Below are 24085 nucleotides of genomic sequence, written 5' to 3'. Positions count from 1 at the left end.
ACCTCACGCCGTCTTCTGGACAGTGTGTAGCTCGGGGGCCGACACATCCCCGGTGGGGGTGGCGACCGCAGCTGGCCTGATTGGGCGAGCCGCATTGGACTGTTTGTCCGAGCAGTGATTCTGGTGATAAGAATAGGCCCGGAGCGGCGACAGAGGATTGCGAAGATTGCTCAAATAAACATCACTTGCGCAATTTTTAACTCAGGATAGATAATCCTCCGCAATAGTTATGACAAAGGCCTGATTGATGAGCAAACTCGACCGATACGACTTGAGCATTTTGGCGGAATTACAGCGCGACGCGCGCATCTCCAATCAGGAGTTGGCTGAACGCATCGGCCTGTCGCCTTCGCCTTGCTCGCGGCGGGTCAAGCAACTGGAAGACGACGGTTACATCACCCGTCAGGTCGCCCTGCTGGACCGCAAGATGCTCGGCCTGAGCCTGACCGCCTACGTGCTGATCGGCATGGACCGCCATACTCCCGAGCGTTTCGAGAACTTCGAAGCCGCCATTCGCACCTTGCCGCAGGTACTGGAATGCAGCCTGGTGACGGGGATGGATGCGGATTATCAGCTCAAAGTGGTAGTGCCGGACATGGACCATTATCAGAAACTGCTGCTGGGGCATCTGACCCGGATTGAAGGGGTGACGAGTGTGCGGTCGAGTTTTGTGTTGAATCAGGTGCTCAACAGCACGGAGTTACCTTTAACTCATCTGCGCAGCTGAGAATGCCTTCGCGGGCAAGCCTCGCTCCTACGAGTTTTGTGTCGGTCACGGTATTACGTTCGACACCCCCCGTAGGAGCGAGGCTTGCCCGCGAAGGGGCCACCACAGGCGACGAATAGCCGCGACACACTGCCGCAGGTCAATGCCCCGCCAATCCCCCATGGCGTATACTCCAGCGCCTTTTAGCCCCACCCACGCTGGAGATGTTCAATGGATCCTGCAGTACTCGAAGAGTGGATGATGACTGGACTGGTCAGCATCCTGATCATTTTCATGGGTTTCATCGTCTGGGATCTGGCGAAAAAATCCAAGGCCGGGCGCTTCGGCTCGTTCATTCTGTTCTTCGTACTGGGGCTGGGTGTGGCCGCATTCGTGATCAAAAGCGTGGTCATCGGCCTGATCGAATCCGGCACTCTATAAGCGCGCCGGCACTTCCTTCCACTGGCCCTGATCGAGCCCTTCGATTGACCAGTCGCCGATTCTGACCCGCACCAGACGCAACGTCGGCAAGCCGACCGCCGCGGTCATGCGCCGTACCTGACGGTTGCGGCCTTCGCGAATCACCAGCTCCAGCCAACTGGTCGGCACGCTTTTACGAAAGCGCACGGGCGGGTTGCGCGGCCACAGTTCAGGTTCATCCAGCTGTCGCGCTTCGGCCGGCAGCGTCATGCCGTCGTTCAGCTCGACACCATCGCGCAAGCGCTGCAACTGCTCGGCGCTTGGTTCGCCTTCCACTTGTACCCAGTAAGTCTTGGCCAGTTTGTGTTTCGGGTCGGCAATTCGCGCCTGAAGCTGACCGTCATTGGTCAGCAGCAGCAAGCCTTCACTGTCGCGGTCCAGCCTCCCTGCCGGGTAAATCCCCGGAATCTCGATGAAGTCCTTGAGCGTCGCCCGCCCTTCGCCGTCGCTGAATTGCGTCAGCACATCGAACGGTTTGTTGAACAGAATCAGCTTCGGCTCGGCCGGCGGCGCTTTGGCGACACGGCGCGGGGCTGAAGAGGATGGCGCAGGCTTCACGCCAGGGCGGCGAGAAACGGGACGTGGAGGACGAGACATGGCGAGAAGAACATCTAACGGTCAGGGCTCACCATGCTAGTGCCCTGACCGCTAAATGACCATGAGAACAATCAGCGGAACGGCGGCTCGTCGAAGCTGCGCAGTTTGCGCGAGTGCAGCGAGTTGAGTTCGGTGCGCAACAGATCCACCGCCTCGATACCGATCTTCAAATGCTGGCTGACCGCGCGCTCATAAAAGGCGTTGGCCGAACCCGGCAGTTTGATTTCGCTGTGCAACGGTTTGTCCGATACGCAAAGCAACGTGCCGTACGGTACCCGCAAGCGGTAACCTTGCGCGGCGATGGTGCCGCTTTCCATGTCCACCGCCACGGCGCGGGACAGGTTGATCAACGGACGCTCCTGCGCCCAGCGCAGTTCCCAGTTACGGTCGTCGTAAGTCAACACGGTGCCGGTACGCAGGCGCTTCTTCAGCTCGTCGCCCTTCTCACCGGTGATGTTGGCCGCCGCTTGCTGCAACGCCATCTGTACTTCGGCCAAGGCCGGAATCGGAATGTTCGGCGGCACGACCCGGTCGAGAATCCCGTCGCGGCGCATGTAAGCGTGGGCCAGCACGTAGTCGCCAATGGTCTGCGACTGACGCAAGCCGCCGCAGTGGCCGATCATCAGCCAGCAATGCGGACGCAGCACGGCCAGGTGGTCGGTGATGTTCTTGGCGTTGGACGGGCCGACGCCGATATTCACCAGGGTCACGCCATGGCCGTCGCTGGCGATCAAGTGATAGGCCGGCATCTGGTAACGATGCCAGACCACGCCCGCGGCAATCGCCGACGCTTCGCCATGGTCCATGCTCTTTTCGATGATCACGTTGCCCGGCAACACCATGCGTACAAAACGCGGATCGTTGCGCAGTTGCTCCAGACCATGAACGATGAACTGGTCGACGTAGCGGTGGTAGTTGGTGAGCAGAATCCACGGCTGCACATGGCGCCAGTCGCTGCCGGTGTAATGCACCAGTCGGCGCAGGGAGAAGTCCACCCGCGCGGCGTCAAACAGGGCCAGCGGCAGCGGGTCGGTGTTTTCCCAATCGTACAAGCCATCGGCAATGCCATCGGTCGCGGCCGACAAATCCGTACTCGGGAACACGCGCGCCAGCACTGCTGCCGTGACGCCGGAGCCGGCCAGTTCATCGCCCTGCTCGACCACGTACGGATAAGGAATGTTCTGCTGGCTGACGCCGACTTCCACGGTCACGGTGAAGTCGTGCATCAACGGGACAAGTTGTTCCAGCAGGTATTTGCGGAAAGCTGCCGGATGAGTGACGGTGACGCTGTAGGTTCCCGGCAGTTGAACCTTGGCATAGGCGCGAGTGGTCTGTGGGACTTCGCCTTGGCAAAGGTAGGTCAGACGCAACTCGGGATAACGAAACAGAGCACGCTGCTCAGCGTCCGGCTCGACGCGATCCTTGAGATAACGCTTGAGCGCCTGATTCAGCGCTGTGGTTGCACGCTCGTGCAAGGCAGCAAGCCGATCCACGGCTTGCTCGGCGGTTTGAACGACAATAAACGCTTCGGTCACGATCAGCTTCCTGTGTTCTGACTTGCAGACCTTCATCTTGCCTGCATCGTCGCTTCACGGGAACAGTGGCTACTACACAAATGCCAAGTCCAGCGTAGATCCAGTGTGGGAGCGAGCCTGCTCGCGATAGCGGACTGTCAGCCAACATCAATGTCGAATGTTAAATCGTTTTCGCGAGCAGGCTCGCTCCCACAGGGATCCGGTGTTGTTCACACAAGCGGGGTCGACCGGGCCACAATCGCTTCCACATCCAGCCCGCGCGGCAATGTTCCATACACCCGACCGGCCGAACCGAGGCGACTGGCGATGAACGCATCACTGACCGCCGCATTCCCCGCCTCCAGCAACAACTTGGCCTGAAGCCCCAACGCAATGTCTTCGGTGAGCTGGCGGGCGCGGTATTGAATGTCGCCGGTGTCCTTGAACGCCGCCTGCAATTGGCTGATATGCGCGGCCAGACGTTTGTCGCCATGACCGTCGCCCAACTCGCTGAACAACACATCAAGCACGCCCGGCTCTTTCGACAATGCGCGCAACACATCGAGGCATTGCACGTTGCCGGAACCTTCCCAGGTCGAGTTGACCGGAGCCTCACGGTACAGCCGCGGCAGGATGCTTTCTTCGACATAACCGGCGCCGCCCATGCATTCGGCAGCTTCATTGATCATTGCGGGCGCGCGTTTGCAGATCCAGTACTTGCCCACCGCCGTCACCAGTCGGGCGAATTTTGCTTCGTGATCGTCATCCAGATGATCCAGCGCCCGGCCCATACGCAAACTCAAGGCCAACGCCGCTTCGCTTTCCAGAGCCAGGTCGGCCAGCACGTTTGGCATCAAGGGTTGTTCGCTGAGCAACTTGCCACCGACCTTGCGGTGGGCGCAGTGATGACTGGCCTGGGTCAGCGCCTGGCGCATCAGCGCGCTGGAGCCGACCATGCAATCGAAACGGGTCATGGCGACCATTTCGATGATGGTCGGAATGCCCCGGCCCTCTTCTCCGACCATCCAGGCCAGAGCACCACGAAACTCCACCTCGCTGGAGGCATTGGACCAGTTGCCGAGTTTGTTCTTCAGCCGCTGTATGTAGAACTGATTGCGCGTGTCGTCCGGGCGATGACGCGGCAGCAGGAAACAGGTCAAGCCTTTGTCGGTCTGGGCCAGGGTCAGGAAGGCGTCGCACATCGGCGCCGAGCAGAACCACTTGTGGCCCACCAATTCATACGCCTGACCGGGCCCACTGGCGCCGACCGGATAAGCTTTGGTGGTGTTGGCCCGCACGTCGGTGCCGCCCTGTTTTTCGGTCATGGCCATGCCGATGGTGACCCCGGCCTTGTGGGCCATGCCGACGTTGCGCGGGTCGTATTCGGTGGAGAGGATTTTCGGCAACCATTGTTCGGCCAGATCCGGTTGCAGGCGCATCGCCGGGACGCTGGCGAAGGTCATGGTCAGCGGGCAACCGCTGCCGGCTTCAGCCTGACTGTGCAAATACGTCATGGACGCGCGGGCAACGTGGGCGCCGGGTTGCGGATCGGTCCAGGGCAAACCTGTCAGACCATGTTCCACCGCCGTGCGCATCAACTCGTGGTAAGCCGGGTGAAATTCCACCAGGTCGATGCGATGGCCGTAGCGGTCATGGCTGACGAACACCGGTTTGTTCTGATTGGCCGCAAACCCCGCCTCCATCAACGGCCCACCGGCCAATGCGCCGTAAGCGTCGATCCGCGACTCGGCCCAACCGGCATCGAAGCGCCGCGACCACTCCTGCAACGGCAGGTCGATGCGATAGAGATTGGTGCCGTCCAGCGACGGTGGCTGGTTGGTGACTTCGTGGGTTTCGGCGAACTGATGCAGGTTCATGACAGGGCTCCTTTGGTCAGCCAAGGGATTTTCAGTTAAGCACCGCCCCGAGGTTGAACAAAGTGGCATATCTGCCTAACTGTCGGCGCTTTCGCCTTGCCCTGGACAGAGCACACGCCGATAGAGCGCCGCCTGCAAGTCTTCGAATTTCACCGGTTTGCTCAAGTAGTCGACCAAGGTGTCGCTCGGGCAATAGGCCCGGTCCGCGCTCAAGGCAATCATGAACACGGGTAATTCGGCACAACCCGGAAAGGCGCGGATTCGGCAGCAGATCGAGACACCGTCCAGTGGCGGCAGCTGACTGTCGAGCAGCACCGCGTCAACGGTTTCACGCTGCAAGTAATCGAGCGCAGCGACGCCGCTGTCGGCGGTGCGCACGCGGAACCCAAGCTTGAGCAACATGCCACGCATCACCAATTGATTGATGCTGTTGTCATCGACCAGCAACACCGTGCAGTCCTGAGGCAAACGCAGGTGAGAGGTTTGCCGGATAATCGAAGGCGCAGACTCCACCACCGGCAGCTCGAATTCGACGTCCAGCTGAAAGCGACTGCCGCGCCCCGGTTCCGAGCGGTGGCTCAGGCGCCCGCCGAGCAATTCGACCAGTTGCCGACAAATGGCCAGGCCAACGCCCAAACCACCGTACTCACGGGTCATCGAGCCGTCGAGCTGGAAGAAGCGTTGATACAGCGTTGCCTCGTCCAAATCGGTAAAGCCAATACCGGTGTCGATCACCGCAAAGGACAGTGCCAGCCGATCGGACGCTACCGGTTTGCCCGTCACCCGCAGCGCCAATCCGCCGATCCGGGTGAATTTGATTGCGTTATCCAGCAGGCATTCCAGACATTGCGTCAGCTTGTCACTGTCGCCATGCAAGCGATCCGGCAACCCCGGTGCAACCTCGATCTTGAAGTCCAGCGACTTGCTCGACGCATTGCCATCGAACTGCACGCGCAAGGCCTCGACCACACTGCGCAAACTGAACGTGTCCGGATAAACCTTGAGCTTGCCGGCCTGCAATTCGGTCAGGGTGAGGATGCCGTTGACCATGCGCATCATGTCCCGCGCCGAACCGGCGGCCGTTTGTTGATATTGCTCCAGCTCAGGGTTCATCTCGACGGTCTGCATCAACTCCAGCGAACCGATTACACCGTTCATGGGCGTGCGCAGTTCGTGGGTCAGGGTGGCGAGGAATTCATCCTTGAGCTTGTTACTGTGAGCCAATTGCTGGTTCAGCACTTCGAGCTTCTGGCCGGCATCGAACAGCGTCTGAGCCTGTTGCTCGCGCATGGCATTGATGCGATCGGCCAGGGCCAGGGACAGCAGCGCCACTTCGATCGCCGAGCCGATCTGGCTGGCGTACATGGTGAGGAATACGTTGGGCAAGTAACCCAACACCATCAAGGTGTTGACGATGCCACCGAGCAGGAACGCCGACCAGGCAATGATGAAATACCGAGCGACCCGCAGGCCACGCCACCAGGCGAAAATCCCGGCGGCGAAAATCACCACGGTAAAGACCAACGCCAGCAACGTAGCCAGACGCAGGGCCAGGGCGTAACTGGTCATCAATGACAACCCGACCACCAGCGCACTGAACGCAATCAACGCCAGCAACAATCGGTCGAGCCAGCGACTGAGGGTCGCCGTCCGCAAAAAACTTCGGGCGAACTGGCTGCCGAACAACCCTGAACAACCGATGAAGAACGGCGTCGCGGCGTTGGCCCACCACGGATTGTTCGGCCAGAAAAACTCCACGGCCGCGCCATTCACCGACAGCTGATACAAGCCGAACGAGGCGATATAGACGATGTAATAGAGGTAGCTGGTGTCGCGCACGCTGAGGAAGATGAACAGGTTGTAGACCAGCATCCCCAGCAATACACCGTAAATCAGCCCCAGCACATAGAGCCGCACCGGCTGCTCTTCGAGGTAAGCAGTGCTTGACCACAAGGTGACGGGCGCCTGAACCGACCCTTCGCTTTGCAGGCGCAGGTACACGGTTTGCGCCTGCCCAGGCGCGAAGCTCAGATCGAACAGATAGTTGTTCTGGCGGATCTCGCGAGTGGCGAACGGCAACGCATCGCCAGTCTGTCGGACCAATTGATAGTCACCGCCAGCATCGGCCAAGTACAGATCAAGGTGATCGAGGGGCGGATAAGCCAGCTCCAGCAACCAGGTCCGTTGTGCCGCCGGGTTGGTCGGATGGTACTGCAAGTCGATTTTCAGCCAGAACGCCGAACGCGAATAACCGGCGTTGAGGGTGGCTTTATCGTGGGGCTTGAACTGCCCGGCCGCCGCTTGCGCACGGACATCGGCGATGGTCGCCTGACCGCCCGCGTCTTCATAAACCTGCATCGTTCGGCCCAGGGGAAGGCTCTGGGTGAACTCGTCGAATTCGACGGCGCTCGCCAAGAGGGGCAAGCACAACAGCAACATCAGCAAATAGCGCATTTAAGCCCCAGCGTGGCCTGTCCGGTTCTGTCAGGAAGCCCCCCCATTCCTTTTGAGTAGACGTAAAACCGGTATTACCTGTTATTGGTTTGGATCCACTCTAGCATAGCCGTTGGTGGCCATTGAGCACCATTGAAATTTTTTCTATAAAGGCTCTAGGACGGGCGTTCCAGCGCTATACATTGAGTTAGAGCTGTTGGCTTGGTCAGGTTGTGACAATGCCCCAGTGCATAGCGATTCCTGTGGCGAGGGAGCTTGCTCCCGTTGGGGTGCGAAGCGCCCCCCTTTGCCTTCTGCCTGGAACACCACATCGGCAGGTTTATGACCGTTCCGCGGCCGAACCGGGGGCAAGCCCCCTCACCACAATGTATCGGCCGCGATAGCTGCCACAACACCCGGAAAAACATGTTTGGTGGTAAGCTCGCGCACCATGAATATCTACAGCTCTCGCCCCGTTGTCCTCTGTCTCTCCGGCCACGACCCAAGTGGTGGCGCCGGCTTGCAGGCAGATATCGAAGCCCTGCTCGCTCAGGGTTGTCATGCGGCTCCGGCCGTCACCGCCCTGACTGTGCAAGACACCGTCAACGTCACTGACTTCCGCGTTCTCGATCGCGAGTGGGTGCTGGCCCAGGCCAACGCCGTGCTCAACGACTCCGAAGTCGCCGCCGTCAAACTGGGCATGCTCGGTTCCCTGGAAATGGTCGACACCGTGGTCGAACTGCTTTCAGCACACCCGCATTTGCCGGTGGTCTGCGACCCTGTGCTGCGCGCCGGCGGCGGTGGACGACTGGGCAAGGACGAAGTCGGCTACGCCATGCGCGAACGCCTGTTGCCGCTGTCGATCATTGCCACCCCCAACCTTCCCGAAGCCCGGATTCTCGCCGAACTGCCCGAAGGCACTGCGGACGAGTGCGCTGAAAAACTCCTGCCGTTCGTCAAACACCTGCTGATCACCGGCGGTCATGGCGACGAACACGAAATACACAATCGCCTGTACAGCCGCGACGGTCGCCGCGAAACCTTTACCTGCCAGCGCTTGCCCGGCAGCTATCACGGTTCCGGTTGCACGCTGGCCAGCGCCCTCGCCGGTCGCCTGGCCCAGGGTGAACACCTCGTCAGTGCCGTACAGAGCGCGCTTGACTACACTTGGCGCACCTTGCGTGATGCGGAGCAGCTGGGCAAAGGCCAGTTCGTGCCGCGCCGCTTGCCACTGGACTTCTGTTCGTAATTTTCCATGCGTGAAGCGCAGAGGCTTGTCCGATGAAACTACGTGGCCTGTACGCCATTACCGACAGCCAGTTACTGGCCGGTAAATTTCTTTCGTACGTGGAGGCGGCGCTCGAAGGCGGCGTCACCCTGCTGCAATACCGCGACAAGAGCAGCGACGAGGCCCGCCGCCTGCGTGAGGCCGAAGCCCTGCGCGATCTGTGCGAACGCTACAAGACTCAGCTGATCATCAACGATGACGCCGAACTGGCCGCGCGCCTGAATGTCGGCGTGCACCTGGGTCAGACCGATGGCCCGCTGATGCCGGTTCGCGCACTGCTCGGTCGCCAGGCAATCATCGGTTCGACCTGCCACGCGCAACTCGAACTCGCCGAACAAGCCGCCAAAGAAGGCGCCAGCTACGTCGCCTTCGGCCGCTTCTTCAACTCCAACACCAAGCCCGGCGCACCGGCCTGCAGCCTTGAACTGCTTGATCAGGCCCGCGGCAAACTGCACCTGCCGATCTGCGCGATCGGCGGCATCACTCTGGACAACGCTGCGCCACTGGTAGCCCACGGAGTCGATCTGTTGGCGGTGGTGCATGGCCTGTTTGGCGCCGAGAGCACGGCTGAAGTAACGCGCCGTGCCCGCGCCTTTAACGAATTATTCAAATCCTGATTTTCTGAGAGCCCGATCATGTCTCGTTCCGAAACCCTGTTTGCCAATGCCCAGAAACACATTCCCGGAGGCGTGAACTCGCCTGTTCGTGCGTTCAAGAGCGTTGGCGGCACGCCGCTGTTCTTCAAACACGCCGAAGGCGCCTACGTCACCGACGAAGACGACAAGCGTTATGTGGATTACGTCGGTTCCTGGGGGCCGATGATTCTCGGCCACAGCCATCCGGACGTGCTGGACGCGGTGCGCAAACAGCTGGAACACGGCCTGTCCTACGGCGCCCCGACCGCGATGGAAACCGAGATGGCCGATCTGGTCTGCTCGATCGTGCCGTCGATGGAAATGGTGCGCATGGTCAGCTCCGGTACTGAAGCGACCATGAGTGCCATCCGTCTGGCCCGTGGTTTCACCGGCCGTGACAGCATTATCAAATTCGAAGGTTGCTACCACGGTCACTCCGACAGCCTGCTGGTCAAGGCCGGTTCCGGCGCCCTGACCCAAGGCGTGCCGAGTTCGGCCGGTGTACCGGCGGCGTTCGCCAAACACACCCTGACCCTGCCGTTCAACGACATCGACGCGGTAGAAACCATGCTCGCCGAAGTCGGCCAGGAAGTGGCCTGCATCATTGTCGAGCCAGTGGCCGGCAACATGAACTGCGTACCACCGGCACCGGGCTTCCTCGAAGGTCTGCGGACCCTTTGCGACAAACACGGCGTGGTGCTGATTTTCGACGAAGTGATGACCGGTTTCCGCGTCGCCCTCGGTGGTGCCCAAGCCCACTACGGCGTCACGCCGGACCTGAGCACCTTCGGCAAGATCATCGGTGGCGGCATGCCGGTTGGCTGCTTCGGCGGCAAACGCAAGATCATGGAGCAAATCGCGCCACTGGGGCCGGTCTACCAGGCGGGTACGTTGTCGGGTAACCCGTTGGCGATGGCGGCTGGCCTGACCACTCTGCGCCTGATCAGTCGTCCTGGGTTCCACGCCGAGCTGAGCGACTACACCAGCCGTCTGCTCGATGGCCTGCAACAGCGCGCCGATGCCGCCGGAATTCCGTTCGTGACCACTCAGGCCGGCGGTATGTTCGGCCTGTACTTCAGTGGAGCCGACGACATCGTGACCTTCGATGACGTGATGGCCAGTGATGCCGGCCTGTTTGGTCGCTTCTTCCACCTGATGCTGGAAGGTGGCGTGTACCTGGCGCCAAGCGCCTTCGAAGCCGGTTTCACCTCGATCGCCCACGGCGAAACCGAGTTGAAATTGACGCTGGACGCCGCCGAGCGTGCATTCGCTGCACTGAAATAAAGCTGCAACGCTGGCGTTGGCGGTTGCCAGCGTCAGCTTTCACCTTCATTCGCGTCCTTTTTCCTACTCATCTGCTAATAATCTGCGCAAAGTGGGCGATATATTCCCCGCGCAGCAGAAAAACGAGTAAAGACTTTGTAAGGTTGGTCCTGCTTATTTCATAATGCGCGCTTATTGGATCCCCTCGATGGGTCCACGCGCCCCTCAGAGGTAAGTCGATTCCCATGAACCGCACCGGCCGCACCCTTGCACTGGGCTGCCTGTTGCTCCTTCAGCCCCTGCTCGCGCTCGCACAAGCAGGCGGCAACTCGTTGTTGATCCCGGCGATGGGTCGCTGCACCCTCAATACTCAGCCGCAAGACCTGACGCAAGCGCTCGCCGCCTGTCAGAAAGCGTCGGATGAAGGGGATGCGCAAGCGCAATACGAGTTGGGTGAATTCTACTACGACGGCAAAAACGCGCCGCGCGACCTCAATCAAGCCCTGAGCTATTTCGAAAAGGCCTCGCTGCAAGGCCACGCCCAGGCGCAATTCAAACTCGGCACCATGTTCTTCCACGGCGAAGGCGTACCGGCCAATAACGTTCAGGCGTATATCGTGCTGAAAATGGCCGCGGTCAACGGTGCCGAAGAGGCGCTGGACACCGCCGACGAAGTCGCCGAAAAAATGCCCCGCGAAGATCTGGAAGTCGCTACCCAGGTGCTGGGGCAAATTTTCCGTAAATACCTGATGGAATTGCAGAGCGCCGATGGGCGTACGCCGTTTTCGCCACTGCCTTGAATTGACGCGGACCCCTGTGGCGAGGGAGCTTGCTCCCGCTCGGCTGCGTAGCAGTCGTAAAACCGAAGAATGCGGTGTGCCAGACAGACTGTGATTGCAGGGGCCAGGGTTTCAGGGCCGCTTCGCAGCCCAACGGGAGCAAGCTCCCTCGCCACAACAAGCCACACTAGCCACTCAATCCGTGGCTTACTTCTCAGGCATTGGCATCGGAAACGGCATGACATTGCCGACCGCGCCACGGGCTTCGCTGATTTTCGGCGTGCCTAGGCGCTCGACCTCGTCGATGCGCACGATCGAATGCATCGGCACAAAACTGCGCACAACGCCTTCGAACTGAGCCTTGAGCTTCTCTTCGCTCGGATCGACGACCACTTGCGTGCGCTCGCCAAAGACGAACTCTTCCACTTCCAGGAAGCCCCACAGATCACTTTGATAGATCTGCTTGGCGTACATTTCGTACACCTGGCCCTGATTGAGGAAAATCACCTTGTAGATTGGAGCTTCACGTTTGGTCATGGTGGGCGAGCAACACATCGGGGATAAAAATGAGGGCGCGAACTATAGCATAGCCGCCGGACGCGCAACGGTAGGAACCTTGGAGCATGTTCCCTATAATGCGCGGTTCTTTGAATCACGTGATGACTCTATCCATGGCCAAGAAGCTTTACATCGAAACCCACGGTTGCCAGATGAACGAGTACGACAGCTCGCGCATGGTCGACCTGCTGGGTGAACATCAGGCTCTGGAAGTCACCGCTCGCGCTGAAGATGCCGACGTGATCCTGCTCAATACCTGCTCGATCCGCGAACGCGCCCAGGACCGGGTGTATTCCCAGCTGGGCCGCTGGCGCGAACTGAAATTGGCCAATCCGGACATGGTCATCGCCGTCGGCGGTTGCGTGGCCAGCCAGGAAGGCGCGGCCATCCGTGATCGTGCTCCGTACGTGGACGTGGTATTCGGCCCGCAGACCTTGCACCGCCTGCCGGAAATGATCGACGCCGCGCGCCTGACCAAGCTGCCGCAAGTCGACGTCTCGTTCCCGGAGATCGAAAAATTCGACCATTTACCCGAGCCTCGTGTCGACGGGCCGAGCGCTTACGTGTCGGTCATGGAAGGCTGCAGCAAGTACTGCACCTTTTGCGTAGTGCCTTATACGCGCGGTGAGGAAGTCAGCCGACCGTTCGACGACGTGATTGCCGAGATCATTCACCTGGCCGAAAACGGCGTGCGCGAAGTGACCTTGCTGGGGCAGAACGTCAACGGTTATCGCGGCACCACTCACGATGGTCGCCTGGCCGATCTGGCCGAACTGATCCGCGTAGTGGCAGCTGTCGATGGCATCGACCGGATTCGCTACACCACCTCGCACCCGCTGGAATTCTCCGACAGCCTGATCCAGGCCCACGCCGACGTACCGGAATTGGTGAAACACCTGCATTTGCCGGTGCAATCGGGTTCCGACCGGATTCTCGCGGCGATGAAGCGCAACCACACCGCACTGGAGTACAAATCCAAACTGCGCAAGTTGCGGGCCGCCGTGCCAGGAATCTGCATCAGTTCTGACTTTATCGTGGGCTTCCCCGGCGAGACCGAGAAAGACTTCGAACAGACCATAAAGCTGATCGAAGACGTCGGTTTCGACTTCTCCTACTCGTTCGTTTATAGCCAGCGCCCGGGCACTCCGGCCGCCGATCTGGCTGACGAAACGCCGGAAGAACTGAAAAAAGAACGCCTGAACGCCTTGCAACATCGCCTGAACCAGCAAGGTTTCGAGATCAGCCGACAAATGGTGGGCTCCATTCAGCGGATTCTGGTAACCGATTATTCGAAAAAAGACCCCGGCGAACTGCAAGGCCGGACCGAGAATAACCGTATCGTCAACTTCCGCTGCGACAATCCGACCCTGATCGGCCAGTTCGCCGACGTGCACATCGATGCCGCACAACCGCACTCGCTGCGGGGCTCGCTGATCCAATGACACCTCGTCACCTGTGGGAGCCGGGCTTGCCCGCGATGGCTACACCGCGGTCCGTCTGACGGACCGCGTTATCGTTCATCGCGGGCAAGCCCGGCGCCCACAGGGACGGTGACTGACTTTGCGATATTTAAGAGCTTTCGCACCCAGGCGACTGGCGCTATCCTTGATTCATCATAATTGCCCCTGGGCGGCTAAATACGACCTTGAACGCACCCATAGAACCACATCGTTTCATCCTCGAGCCTTTTGAAGCTCGCCGCTTCGCCAATCTGTGCGGGCAATTCGACGAGCATCTGCGCTTGATCGAACAGCGCCTCGCTATCGAGATCCGCAACCGTGGAAACCAGTTCGAACTGATCGGCGAGCCCAAGCACACCACCTCCGCGGAAAACCTGCTGCGCCGCCTGTACCGGGAAACCAAAGGTACCGAGCTGTCGCCGGACATGGTTCACCTGTTCCTGCAGGAATCGGCCGTCGAGGAACTGGACAACCACTCCCCCGCCGAACCGTCCGTCGCCTTGCGCACCAAGAAAGGCATGATTCGCCCTCGCGGCTTGAATCAGCTGCGCTATGTGAAGGAAATCCTCGGTAACGACATCAACTTCGGCATCGGCCCGGCCGGTACCGGCAAGACCTATTTGGCCGTTGCCTGCGCGGTAGACGCATTGGAGCGCGAGCAAATTCGCCGCATTCTGCTGGTCCGTCCGGCGGTTGAAGCGGGCGAAAAGCTCGGCTTCCTGCCCGGCGACCTGTCCCAGAAAATCGACCCGTACCTTCGCCCGCTCTACGACGCACTCTACGAAATGCTCGGCTTCGAATACGTCGCCAAGCTGATCGAGCGTCAAGTGATCGAAGTCGCACCGCTGGCCTACATGCGCGGTCGTACGCTGAACAACAGCTTCATCATCCTCGACGAAAGCCAGAACACCACCGTCGAGCAGATGAAGATGTTCCTGACCCGGATCGGCTTCGGCTCCACCGCCGTCATCACGGGTGACATCACCCAGGTCGACCTGCCGAAAGGCACCAAGTCCGGGCTGCATCACGTGATCGAGGTGTTGAAAGACGTACCGGGTATCAGCTTCACCCACTTCATGCCCAAGGACGTGGTGCGCCATCCGCTGGTGCAGCGCATTGTCGAAGCCTACGAGCGCTTCGAAAATCGCACAGCCGACGAACCGGCGAAGCTCTCTCCCAAGGACACTCGCCCCGATGCTTGAGCTTGATCTGCAACTGGCTACCGAAGCGCCTGCCCCAAGCGAAGCCGAATTCCGTCAATGGTGCGAACTGGCCCTGCGCCAGCGTACTGCCGACTCCGAAATGACCATCCGTTTGGTCGACGAGGAGGAAGCCCGTGAACTGAACTTCACCTGGCGGCAGAAAGACTACGCCACCAACGTTTTGTCATTCCCGGCTGATGTCCCCGATGAGTTTCTCGACATTCCCTTGCTTGGCGATCTGGTGATCTGCGTAGCAGTGGTCGAGCGCGAAGCGGCGGAACAAGGCAAGGAATTAAAGGCCCACTGGGCGCATCTGGTCATTCACGGCTGCTTGCATCTGCTTGGTTACGACCATATAGATGACGATGAAGCCGAAGAAATGGAAGCACTGGAACGAACGTTGCTTGCAGAGTTGGGTCATCCGGACCCTTATGCGGACGACGAAACAGACACATCCCCTACCGTAACAACAAAGGATTCAGAGTAATCGCTATGAGCGAAGATCGATCGAGCAACGGGCAGAAGTCATGGCTGGGTAAGCTCACCCAGGCTTTTGCCCACGAGCCGAAGAACCGTCAGGAGCTGCTGGAGCTGCTGCGCGATGCACATCAAAACAAGTTGCTGGACAGCGAAGCGCTGGCCATCGTCGAAGGCGCCATCCAGGTTGCAGACCTGCAGGTGCGGGACATCATGGTCCCGCGCTCGCAGATGATCAGCATCAAGGCGACCCAGACACCCCGCGAGTTCCTGCCGGCCGTTGTCGAATCGGCCCACTCCCGCTATCCGGTGATCGGTGAAAGCCACGATGACGTGATGGGCGTGTTGCTGGCCAAGGACTTGCTGCCGTTGATCCTCAAGGAAAACGGTGACAGCTTCAACATCAAGGATCTGCTGCGCCCGGCCACGTTCGTGCCCGAGTCCAAGCGCCTGAATGTGCTGCTGCGCGAGTTTCGCGCCAACCATAACCACATGGCCATCGTCATTGACGAATACGGCGGTGTGGCCGGCCTGGTGACCATCGAAGACGTGCTGGAACAGATCGTCGGCGACATCGAAGACGAGCACGACGTCGAAGAAGACAGCTACATCAAGCCGCTGCCCAGCGGTGACTTCCTGATCAAGGCCCTGACGCCGATCGATAACTTCAACGAGTTCTTCGACAGCGAATTCTCCGACGATGAATTCGACACCGTCGGCGGTTTGGTGATGAGCGCGTTCGGGCACTTGCCAAAACGCAATGAAATCACTGAAATCGGCGCCTATCGCTTCCGCATCCTGAACGCCGACAGCCGTCGGATTCATTTGCTGCGTTTGACACCTATCGCCCGGTAATTCTAAGGACTGAAATGCTCCGTATCACCCGCCCCGGCTGGCCCGGTAACCTGCTGGCCGTGGCGGCCGGCGCACTCACTACCCTGGCCCTGGCGCCGTTCGATATCTGGCCGCTGGCATTGCTGGCGGTCGGTTTCTTTTACGCCGGTTTGCGTGAACTGAGCCCCCGCCAAGCCTTGGGGCGTGGATGGTGTTTCGGTTTCGGCCTGTTTGCCGCGGGCACTAGCTGGATCTACTACAGCATCCACAACTTTGGCGGCGCCTCGGTGCTGCTGGCCGGATTCTTGATGCTGCTCTTCACCGCGGCGATTGCCTGGTTCTTCGCTCTGCCCGCCTGGATTTGGGCGCGCTGGCTGCGCCGTAACGAGGCACCGCTGGCCGATGCCTTGGCATTTGCGGCTTTGTGGGTGGGTCAGGAAGCCTTTCGCGGCTGGTTCCTTACCGGTTTCCCATGGCTCTATTCCGGTTACAGCCAGCTCGACGGCCCACTGGCCGGGCTCGCGCCGGTCGGCGGAATGTGGCTGATTTCCTTCACCCTGGCCCTGACGTCTGCACTGCTCTACAACGCTATGCGACTGGTGCGCACTGGCCGTAAAGGCTTCATCGCTGTCGGCGTGTTGCTGCTGGCTGGCCCATGGATGGCCGGCATGGCGCTCAAGGAACATGCCTGGACCAGCCCGGCGGGCGCACCACTGAGCGTCGCGGCGCTTCAGGGCAACATTGAACAAAGCATGAAATGGGACCCGTCGCAGCTCAATGCGCAATTGGCGCTGTACCGCGACATGAGCTTCAGCTCCAAACGCGTCGACCTGCTGATCTGGCCGGAAACGGCGGTCCCTGTGCTCAAGGAGTCCGCCGAGGGCTACCTGAACATGATGGGAAGCTTCGCCGCCGAACGTAAATCCGCGCTGATTACCGGCGTGCCGATTCGCCAGGTAGTCCACCACGAGAAGCGCTTCTTCAACGGCATTACCGTTGTCGGTGAAGGCGATGGCACTTATCTGAAGCAGAAACTGGTGCCGTTCGGCGAATACGTTCCATTGCAGGAAGTCTTGCGCGGCCTGATCGCTTTCTTCGACCTGCCCATGTCCGACTTTGCTCGTGGGCCTGCCGATCAAGCGCTGCTACAAGCCAAGGGTTATCAGATTGCGCCGTTCATCTGCTACGAAGTGGTCTACCCGGAATTCGCCGCAGGCCTCGCCGCCCGCAGCGATTTGCTGCTGACCATCAGCAACGATACCTGGTTCGGCACCTCGATCGGCCCTCTGCAACATTTGCAGATGGCGCAGATGCGCGCACTTGAGGCCGGTCGCTGGATGATCCGCGCCACCAACAACGGCGTGACCGGCCTGATCAACCCGTTCGGTCAGATCACTGTGCAGATTCCGCAGTTCGAACAAGGCATTCTGTATGGCGAAGTGGTGCCGATGCACAACCTGACGCCGTACCTGGAATGGCGTTCGTGGCCGTTGATCATTGTTTGCGTGTTGTTATTTGGCTGGGCGTTGGTGGCCAACCGGATGGCGAAGACCGTTTAAAAGCTTCGCGAGCAAGCGGATCGCCGCACCGCCGCTCCCACATTAGATCGGCAGTGAACACAGATTTTGTGAACACCAGAGATCAAATGTGGGAGCGGGCTTGCTCGCGAAGACGGCATCACAAGCACATCATCAATCAGCAGCGTCGACATCACCTCGATAGAACATCCAATACCCGATCTGCCCCACCGCCTCATTCATCAACTGCCCGCTCTGCCAGATCGATTTGAATTCCGGCATCCAGCCGCCCAGCGGCCGGGCATTGTCCACGCCTAAAAAACCCACTGGCGCTGGCACCACTTCAAATCCGGCCTGCTGAAAACTCCAGACCGCTCGCGGCATGTGCCAGGCCTGAGTCACGACCACCACCCGCTTGATCCCCTCTGGCAACAACACCTGAGCGCTGAGTTGCGCGTTTTCCCAGGTCGTGCGGCTGCGCCCTTCCTGCCAGCGTACCGTCACGCCAAAATCATCGAGCAATGAGTCCGCCATCAGTTTCGCTTCGGTCGGTGGCGTGCCGTAATGCAGACCACCACTGGCCAGAATCGGCAAGCCGGACGCCTTGGCCAAGCGCGCAGCATAGCGCTCGCGCCCCAAGCCTACGCCGGTCGGCTGGTCGACGCCCCAAGCCAGGTCGCCACGCTCACGCCCTGAACCCAGCACCACGATCGCATCGGCCCGTCGGCCCAAGGTTGCCCATTCCTCGCGCATCAGCGGCGGCTCGCGCTCCAGGGCCTTGGCACTCCACTCCACCATCACTGGCAGGCTCATCAACCAGAAGCCGCCTACGCCCAGGATGAAACACAACCCCGCCAGCCTCGGCCTTGAGCGGCGCCACCACCAGGCAAGCACCAGCAACAGCAATAAAATGCCGGGCGGCAATAGAAGTTGTTTAATGAAATAACGAAAAGGCATCGGGCATCTCCATAGATGCCCGAAGCCTAGGTGGATTGACACAATGCGACAACAAATGTGGAAGGACTTTGCTTCAAAAAAGCATATCCCACGGCTCAGTGCCTTACTTGAATTGCAAAGACCGGACCTTTACCGAGCCTTTGCCGGGTGCCTTGTCCTTGAGCCAGATGATCTTGGCCGAACGTGGTGCTTCGAGTTGCTTCACTGCTGCTGACAAGCATCCGTGCGTCTCACGCTCACTACGGTCCAAGTACGCCTTGACCAGTTCAAACTCTGCGGGGCTCAAGCCACGCAGCTCCAGCTCCAGGGGGCGCTCATCGCGAAGCCGACCGGCGGTTTTGGCCACATCCAAGGCCATTGCGAGACGGTCTATCAGTCTTTCGTACAGCTCCGGTTTTGTAGCATTTTGCTGTGACTCAACCATCCATCACCTCATTGAAGATAAGACTCACTCCCCTTTTAGAGCTTAGCCTCACTGAAAAAACCGGCTGAGTGCCGCGACCAACGGCCCTCGGGACGGGTATTCGCTGCGTCCTTGCGTGTAATCAGGGTTTCCCTCGGTAGAGCGCGGTCATGTATGCTACGGCGCTTCCTGTAACTCCACTTCCAGCTCGCCTGGACACTGAAACGCCGATTTGGCGTTATCACCGTCCAGCGTTGCATTGAAGAGGATTAGGCCACCCCTATTCAGTTCAAAAGTAGCCATGCACGAACAATATCAGCCCCGTGAAATCGAAGCCGCCGCCCAGTCGTTCTGGGACGAGCAAAAGTCCTTTGAAGTCAGTGAACAGCCAGGCAAGGAGACGTTCTACTGCCTGTCGATGTTCCCTTACCCCAGCGGCAAGCTACACATGGGGCACGTGCGCAACTACACCATCGGCGACGTGATCTCCCGCTACCAGCGCATGCAAGGCAAGAACGTCCTGCAACCCATGGGTTGGGACGCCTTCGGCATGCCGGCGGAAAACGCCGCGATGAAGAACAACGTAGCGCCCGCCAAGTGGACCTACGAAAACATCGCCTACATGAAAACCCAGTTGCGCAGCCTGGGCCTGGCGGTGGACTGGTCGCGCGAAGTGACCACCTGCAAGCCCGATTACTACCGCTGGGAACAATGGCTGTTCACTCGCCTGTTCGAAAAAGGCGTGATTTACAAAAAAAGCGGCACCGTGAACTGGGACCCGGTCGACCAGACCGTTCTGGCCAACGAACAGGTGATCGACGGTCGCGGCTGGCGTTCCGGCGCGCTGATCGAAAAGCGCGAAATCCCGATGTACTACTTCAAGATCACCGCTTACGCGGACGAGCTGCTGGAAAGCCTCGACGAACTGACGGGCTGGCCTGAACAGGTCAAGACCATGCAGCGCAACTGGATCGGCAAATCCCGCGGCATGGAAGTGCAGTTCCCGTACGACGTCGCCTCCATCGGCGAAGCCGGCGCGCTGAAAGTATTCACCACCCGTCCAGACACCCTGATGGGCGCGACCTACGTTGCCGTGGCCGCCGAACACCATTTGGCTACCCTGGCCGCGCAAAACAACCCTGAGCTGCAAGCGTTCATCGCTGAATGCAAGGGCGGCAGCGTCGCCGAAGCCGACGTCGCCACTCAAGAGAAAAAAGGCCTGCCGACCTCGCTGTTCGTCGAGCATCCGCTGACCGGTGAGAAACTCCCGGTGTGGGTCGCCAACTACGTGCTGATGCATTACGGCGATGGCGCGGTGATGGCTGTTCCGGCTCACGATGAACGTGATTTCGAGTTCGCCACCAAGTACAACCTGCCGATCAAATCCGTGGTGCGCACCAGTGCAGGTGACACCAACCCGGCCCCTTGGCAGGATGCGTACGGCGAGCACGGCACGCTGATCAACTCCGGCGAATTCGACGGCCTCGACTTCGCCGGCGCCTTCGACGCCATCGAAGTGGCGCTGATCAAGAAAAACCTCGGAGCCTCGCGCACTCAGTTCCGCCTGCGTGACTGGGGCATCAGCCGCCAACGCTACTGGGGCTGCCCGATCCCGATCATCCACTGCAACACCTGCGGTGATGTGCCGGTCCCGGAAGATCAATTGCCTGTGGTATTGCCGGAAGACGTCGTACCCGACGGCGCCGGTTCGCCGCTGGCGCGCATGCCCGAGTTCTACGAGTGCACCTGCCCGAAATGCGGCGCTGCGGCCAAGCGTGAAACCGACACCATGGACACCTTTGTCGAGTCCTCGTGGTACTACGCCCGCTACGCCTCGCCGCACTATGAAGGTGGCCTGGTAGACAAAGCGGCTGCCGACCATTGGCTGCCAGTGGATCAGTACATCGGCGGTATCGAACACGCCATTCTCCACCTGCTTTATGCGCGCTTCTTCCACAAGCTGATGCGCGACGAAGGCCTGGTGAGCTCCAACGAGCCGTTCAAGAACCTGCTGACCCAGGGCATGGTGATCGCCGAGACTTATTATCGTCGCGAAGCCAACGGTGCTTACACCTGGTTCAACCCGGCGGACGTCGAACTTGAGCGTGACAGCAAAGCCAAGGTCATTAGCGCCAAGCTGATTGCAGACGGTCTGCCGGTGGAAATCGGTGGCACCGAGAAGATGGCCAAGTCAAAGAACAACGGCGTTGACCCACAGTCGATGATTGACCAGTTCGGCGCAGACACCTGCCGACTGTTCATGATGTTTGCCTCCCCGCCCGACATGAGCGCGGAATGGTCCGACTCCGGCGTAGAGGGTTCGCACCGCTTCCTCAAACGCGTCTGGCGTCTGGCTCAAGCGCACGTCACTCAGGGCCTTCCGGGCAAACTGGACGTCACCAGCCTGAACGACGAACAGAAAGCCATTCGCCGTTCGATCCACCAGGCCATCAAGCAGGCCAGCCACGACGTCGGCCAGAACCACAAATTCAACACCGCCATCGCCCAAGTGATGACGCTGATGAACGTGCTGGAAAAAGCCGCGCAAGGCACCGAACAGGATCGCGCACTGATTCACGAAGGTCTGGAAGCCGTAGTCCTGCTGCTGGCACCGATCACCCCGCACATCAGCCACGAACTGTGGCATCGACTGGGCCATGCTGACCCGGTAATCGATGCCGGTTGGCCGGTACTGGACGAAAACGCCCTGGTGCAGGACAGCCTGCAGCTTGTCATTCAAGTGAATGGCAAACTGCGCGGCCACATCGAAATGCCGGCCAGCGCCAGCCGCGAAGAAGTCGAAGCTGCCGCACGCGCCAACGAAAACGTTCTGCGCTTCGTCGATGGCCTGACTATCCGCAAAGTGATCGTAGTGCCCGGGAAACTGGTCAATATCGTCGCCAGCTAAATTGGATCGGGCGCCAGGTCATGCCTGGCGCCGAGTAAAACCTTTCGGGCCGCTTGACCGGCCCACATGGTTTCAAGGGGAGCAACAAGATGATCAAACGCAATTTGCTGGTAATGGGCCTTGCAGTCCTGCTGAGCGCCTGCGGTTTCCAGCTGCGCGGCACCGGCACCACCGAACTGGCAATCAAGGAACTCGATCTGAGCGCCCGCAATGCCTATGGCGAAACCGTGACGCAAATGCGTCAGGTGCTGGAAAGCAGCGGCGTCAAGGTCTATAGCGGCGCGCCTTACAAGCTGTATCTGGCTGACGAGCAGGAAACCCAGCGCATCCTCAGTTATGCCGGTGCCGGCCGTACTGGCGAGTATGAGATGACCATGGTGCTGAACTACGACATCCGCGGTCAGGGCAACCTGCCACTGCTCAGCGACAAGCTGCAAGTGCAGAAAGTCTTCATCCATGACGGCAATAACCTGGTGGGTTCCGACCAGGAAGCCAACGACGCCCGAAAGGACATGCGTCGTGAACTGGTTCAACGCATGATGTTGCGCCTGCAACAGCTGACCCCGACGCAGTTGGAACAGCTGCAACAGACCGCTGACGCCAGGGCCAAGGCTGAAGCCGACGCATTGGAAGCAGCGCAAAAGGCTGAAGCGCAGACGCCGCGTCAGTCACCTGTCGAACTGCCGCAGCAATAAGCCTTACGGGGCGCTCAGGCGCCCCGTTCGCCTCTTCTTATGAAACTCGCCCCCGCCCAACTCGGTAAACACCTGCAAGGCGCCCTCGCGCCGGTCTACATCATCAGTGGCGATGACCCACTGTTGTGTCAGGAAGCCGCCGACGCCATTCGCGCGGCTGCCCGCCTGCAAGGTTTCGATGAACGCCAGGTCTTTGCCGCCGACGCCAGTTTCGACTGGGGCACGCTGCTGCAGGCCGGCGCCAGCATGTCGCTGTTCGCCGAAAAACGTCTTCTGGAACTGCGTCTGCCCTCCGGCAAGCCCGGCGACAAAGGCGCGGCGGCACTCATCGAATACTGCTCGCGCCCGGCTGAAGACACGGTGCTGCTGATCAGCCTGCCCAAGCTTGATGGCAGTGCGCAGAAAACCAAGTGGGGCAAGGCACTGGTCGAAGGTCCGCAGACCCAGTTCGTGCAGATCTGGCCCGTGGACACCAACCAGTTGCCGAGCTGGATCCGTCAACGCCTGTCCCAGGCCGGGCTTTCAGCCAGTCAGGACGCCGTCGAACTGATCGCCGCTCGGGTCGAGGGCAACCTGTTGGCAGCCGCTCAGGAAATCGAAAAGCTCAAGCTGATGGCCGAGGGTGGCCAGATCACCGTCGAAACCGTGCAAGCGGCAGTGGCTGACAGTGCGCGTTTCGATGTCTTCGGCCTGACCGATGCGATTCTTAATGGCGAGGCTGCTCACGCCTTGCGCATGCTCGAAGGGTTGCGCGGCGAAGGCGTCGAACCGCCGGTGATTCTCTGGGCGCTGGCCCGGGAGCTGCGCCTGCTGGCCAACCTGTCGCTGCAATACAGCCAGGGCGTGCCGCTGGACAAAGCCTTCAGCCAGGCCCGACCGCCGATCTGGGACAAACGCAAACCGCTGATGAGCAAGGCGCTGCAACGTTACTCGGCGCAACGCTGGGCGCAGTTGTTGCTCGAAGCGCAGCGCATCGACGCGCAGATCAAAGGTCAGGCTGCGGGTTCTCCATGGATGAGCCTGAGTCGGTTGACGCTGTTGATGGCCGGGCAGAGATTGTCGTTGCCTGCCGAATAAGGCTTTTGTGGCGAGGGAGCTTGCTCCCGCTGGGTTGCGAAGCGACCCTAAAACCAATCACCGCGCGTCTTCAGATATTCCTCGGTTACCCGTTTCACGACTGCTACGCAGCCGAGCGGGAGCAAGCTCCCTCGCCACAGGTATCATTTCCTACACAGTGTGGGGACTAGACAGAACCCCTACTTCGGCAGATTATTCCCCCCGCAAAACCCACTCACTCAAGAGATCTGATCATGAGCAAAAAGCCATCCAGGAATGGCCCCAACAAGGCCAAATCCATCATCGCCCAGCCACTGTTCCGCAGCCGTCAGGAACGAGCCGGCAAGGGCAAAGGCAGCTACCGCCGCGAAGCCTTCCAGTCTAATAGCTGGGAGGCTTCTTACTTTCTGGCGGCCTGAAAGGCAAGCCATCGCTCAACATGTTAA

At 59.9% G+C, this 24085-nt stretch carries 22 protein-coding genes; 15 read left to right on the top strand and 7 right to left on the bottom strand.

What is annotated here, in order from left to right:
- The first annotated feature begins 247 nt into the window (after positions 1 to 247).
- Both AB4O41_RS20665 and AB4O41_RS20660 read left to right on the top strand, forming a co-directional pair.
- Positions 248 to 727, top strand: coding sequence for an Lrp/AsnC family transcriptional regulator (locus tag AB4O41_RS20665; protein WP_007894448.1), 480 nt, complete (start codon positions 248 to 250; stop codon positions 725 to 727).
- Between the two features lie 210 nt (positions 728 to 937).
- Positions 938 to 1147, top strand: coding sequence for a DUF2788 domain-containing protein (locus AB4O41_RS20660; protein ID WP_007894445.1), 210 nt, complete (start codon positions 938 to 940; stop codon positions 1145 to 1147).
- On the opposite strand, the gene AB4O41_RS20655 is transcribed toward AB4O41_RS20660, so the two are convergent.
- The 4 genes from AB4O41_RS20655 to AB4O41_RS20640 form a co-directional block, all read right to left on the bottom strand.
- On the bottom strand, positions 1142 to 1783 hold the full coding sequence (locus AB4O41_RS20655; protein ID WP_367373064.1) for a pseudouridine synthase: 642 nt from the start codon (positions 1781 to 1783) through the stop codon (positions 1142 to 1144). The two genes, AB4O41_RS20660 and AB4O41_RS20655, sit on opposite strands and share 6 nt — an antisense overlap.
- A 71-nt stretch (positions 1784 to 1854) precedes the next feature.
- Complete coding sequence (gene amn / locus AB4O41_RS20650) at positions 1855 to 3354, bottom strand: AMP nucleosidase (RefSeq protein WP_367373065.1); 1500 nt, start codon at positions 3352 to 3354, stop codon at positions 1855 to 1857.
- 173 nt (positions 3355 to 3527) lie between these two features.
- A complete protein-coding gene (locus AB4O41_RS20645; RefSeq protein ID WP_460144454.1) occupies positions 3528 to 5174 on the bottom strand; it encodes an acyl-CoA dehydrogenase family protein in 1647 nt (548 codons plus the stop codon).
- Between the two features lie 75 nt (positions 5175 to 5249).
- Complete coding sequence (locus AB4O41_RS20640; RefSeq protein WP_460144453.1) at positions 5250 to 7628, bottom strand: 7TM diverse intracellular signaling domain-containing protein; 2379 nt, start codon at positions 7626 to 7628, stop codon at positions 5250 to 5252.
- 430 nt (positions 7629 to 8058) lie between these two features.
- Here AB4O41_RS20640 and AB4O41_RS20635 point away from each other — a divergent pair, with 430 nt between their 5' ends.
- The 4 genes from AB4O41_RS20635 (at position 8059) to AB4O41_RS20620 (ending at position 11593) form a co-directional block, all read left to right on the top strand.
- Complete coding sequence (locus tag AB4O41_RS20635; RefSeq protein WP_030129523.1) at positions 8059 to 8856, top strand: hydroxymethylpyrimidine/phosphomethylpyrimidine kinase; 798 nt, start codon at positions 8059 to 8061, stop codon at positions 8854 to 8856.
- A gap of 32 nt (positions 8857 to 8888) precedes the next feature.
- Positions 8889 to 9512, top strand: a complete 624-nt coding sequence (thiE, locus tag AB4O41_RS20630) for a thiamine phosphate synthase (protein ID WP_460144452.1) — start codon at positions 8889 to 8891, stop codon at positions 9510 to 9512.
- Between the two features lie 18 nt (positions 9513 to 9530).
- Positions 9531 to 10814 carry a glutamate-1-semialdehyde 2,1-aminomutase gene (gene hemL / locus AB4O41_RS20625; protein WP_367373070.1) on the top strand — a complete coding sequence of 428 codons (1284 nt, stop codon included), beginning with the start codon at positions 9531 to 9533 and terminating at the stop codon, positions 10812 to 10814.
- A gap of 224 nt (positions 10815 to 11038) precedes the next feature.
- A complete protein-coding gene (locus tag AB4O41_RS20620; RefSeq protein ID WP_008070087.1) occupies positions 11039 to 11593 on the top strand; it encodes a tetratricopeptide repeat protein in 555 nt (184 codons plus the stop codon).
- Positions 11594 to 11779: 186 nt separating this feature from the next.
- Here AB4O41_RS20620 and AB4O41_RS20615 read toward each other — a convergent pair whose 3' ends face one another.
- Positions 11780 to 12109: a DUF1820 family protein gene (locus AB4O41_RS20615; protein ID WP_007894425.1), complete on the bottom strand. Its 330-nt coding sequence runs from the start codon at positions 12107 to 12109 to the stop codon at positions 11780 to 11782.
- Positions 12110 to 12243: 134 nt separating this feature from the next.
- On the opposite strand from AB4O41_RS20615, the gene miaB reads away from it, so the two are divergent.
- The 5 genes from miaB (at position 12244) to lnt (ending at position 17662) form a co-directional block, all read left to right on the top strand.
- Complete coding sequence (gene miaB, locus AB4O41_RS20610; RefSeq protein ID WP_460144451.1) at positions 12244 to 13572, top strand: tRNA (N6-isopentenyl adenosine(37)-C2)-methylthiotransferase MiaB; 1329 nt, start codon at positions 12244 to 12246, stop codon at positions 13570 to 13572.
- A gap of 203 nt (positions 13573 to 13775) precedes the next feature.
- Positions 13776 to 14792 (top strand): PhoH family protein, encoded by a 1017-nt coding sequence (locus AB4O41_RS20605; protein ID WP_460144450.1) that lies wholly within the window; start codon positions 13776 to 13778, stop codon positions 14790 to 14792.
- Positions 14785 to 15279 carry an rRNA maturation RNase YbeY gene (ybeY, locus tag AB4O41_RS20600; protein ID WP_460144449.1) on the top strand — a complete coding sequence of 165 codons (495 nt, stop codon included), beginning with the start codon at positions 14785 to 14787 and terminating at the stop codon, positions 15277 to 15279. The genes AB4O41_RS20605 and ybeY overlap by 8 nt, the downstream gene beginning before the upstream one ends.
- 5 nt (positions 15280 to 15284) lie before the next feature.
- A complete protein-coding gene (locus tag AB4O41_RS20595; protein ID WP_237883120.1) occupies positions 15285 to 16124 on the top strand; it encodes an HlyC/CorC family transporter in 840 nt (279 codons plus the stop codon).
- Positions 16125 to 16138: 14 nt separating this feature from the next.
- On the top strand, positions 16139 to 17662 hold the full coding sequence (gene lnt, locus AB4O41_RS20590; protein ID WP_460144448.1) for an apolipoprotein N-acyltransferase: 1524 nt from the start codon (positions 16139 to 16141) through the stop codon (positions 17660 to 17662).
- 132 nt (positions 17663 to 17794) lie between these two features.
- Here the strand turns inward: lnt and AB4O41_RS20585 are convergent, their stop codons facing one another.
- Positions 17795 to 18577 carry a YdcF family protein gene (locus tag AB4O41_RS20585; RefSeq protein WP_460144447.1) on the bottom strand — a complete coding sequence of 261 codons (783 nt, stop codon included), beginning with the start codon at positions 18575 to 18577 and terminating at the stop codon, positions 17795 to 17797.
- Between the two features lie 103 nt (positions 18578 to 18680).
- On the bottom strand, positions 18681 to 19001 hold the full coding sequence (locus tag AB4O41_RS20580) for a hypothetical protein (RefSeq protein WP_367373076.1): 321 nt from the start codon (positions 18999 to 19001) through the stop codon (positions 18681 to 18683).
- 280 nt (positions 19002 to 19281) lie between these two features.
- On the opposite strand from AB4O41_RS20580, the gene leuS reads away from it, so the two are divergent.
- From leuS to arfA, 4 genes are all read left to right on the top strand, one after another.
- On the top strand, positions 19282 to 21888 hold the full coding sequence (gene leuS, locus AB4O41_RS20575; RefSeq protein ID WP_460144446.1) for a leucine--tRNA ligase: 2607 nt from the start codon (positions 19282 to 19284) through the stop codon (positions 21886 to 21888).
- Positions 21889 to 21977: 89 nt separating this feature from the next.
- On the top strand, positions 21978 to 22583 hold the full coding sequence (locus tag AB4O41_RS20570) for an LPS-assembly lipoprotein LptE (protein ID WP_460144445.1): 606 nt from the start codon (positions 21978 to 21980) through the stop codon (positions 22581 to 22583).
- A 39-nt stretch (positions 22584 to 22622) separates the two neighbouring features.
- On the top strand, positions 22623 to 23660 hold the full coding sequence (holA, locus tag AB4O41_RS20565) for a DNA polymerase III subunit delta (protein WP_460144444.1): 1038 nt from the start codon (positions 22623 to 22625) through the stop codon (positions 23658 to 23660).
- Positions 23661 to 23893: 233 nt separating this feature from the next.
- Positions 23894 to 24058: an alternative ribosome rescue factor ArfA gene (gene arfA, locus AB4O41_RS20560; RefSeq protein ID WP_052967114.1), complete on the top strand. Its 165-nt coding sequence runs from the start codon at positions 23894 to 23896 to the stop codon at positions 24056 to 24058.
- Positions 24059 to 24085 lie beyond the last annotated feature (27 nt).

This window comes from Pseudomonas sp. S2_A02, assembly GCF_054668495.1.
Note: the sequence above shows the minus strand (reverse complement) of the source record. Positions and strands in the feature narration are given on the sequence as shown.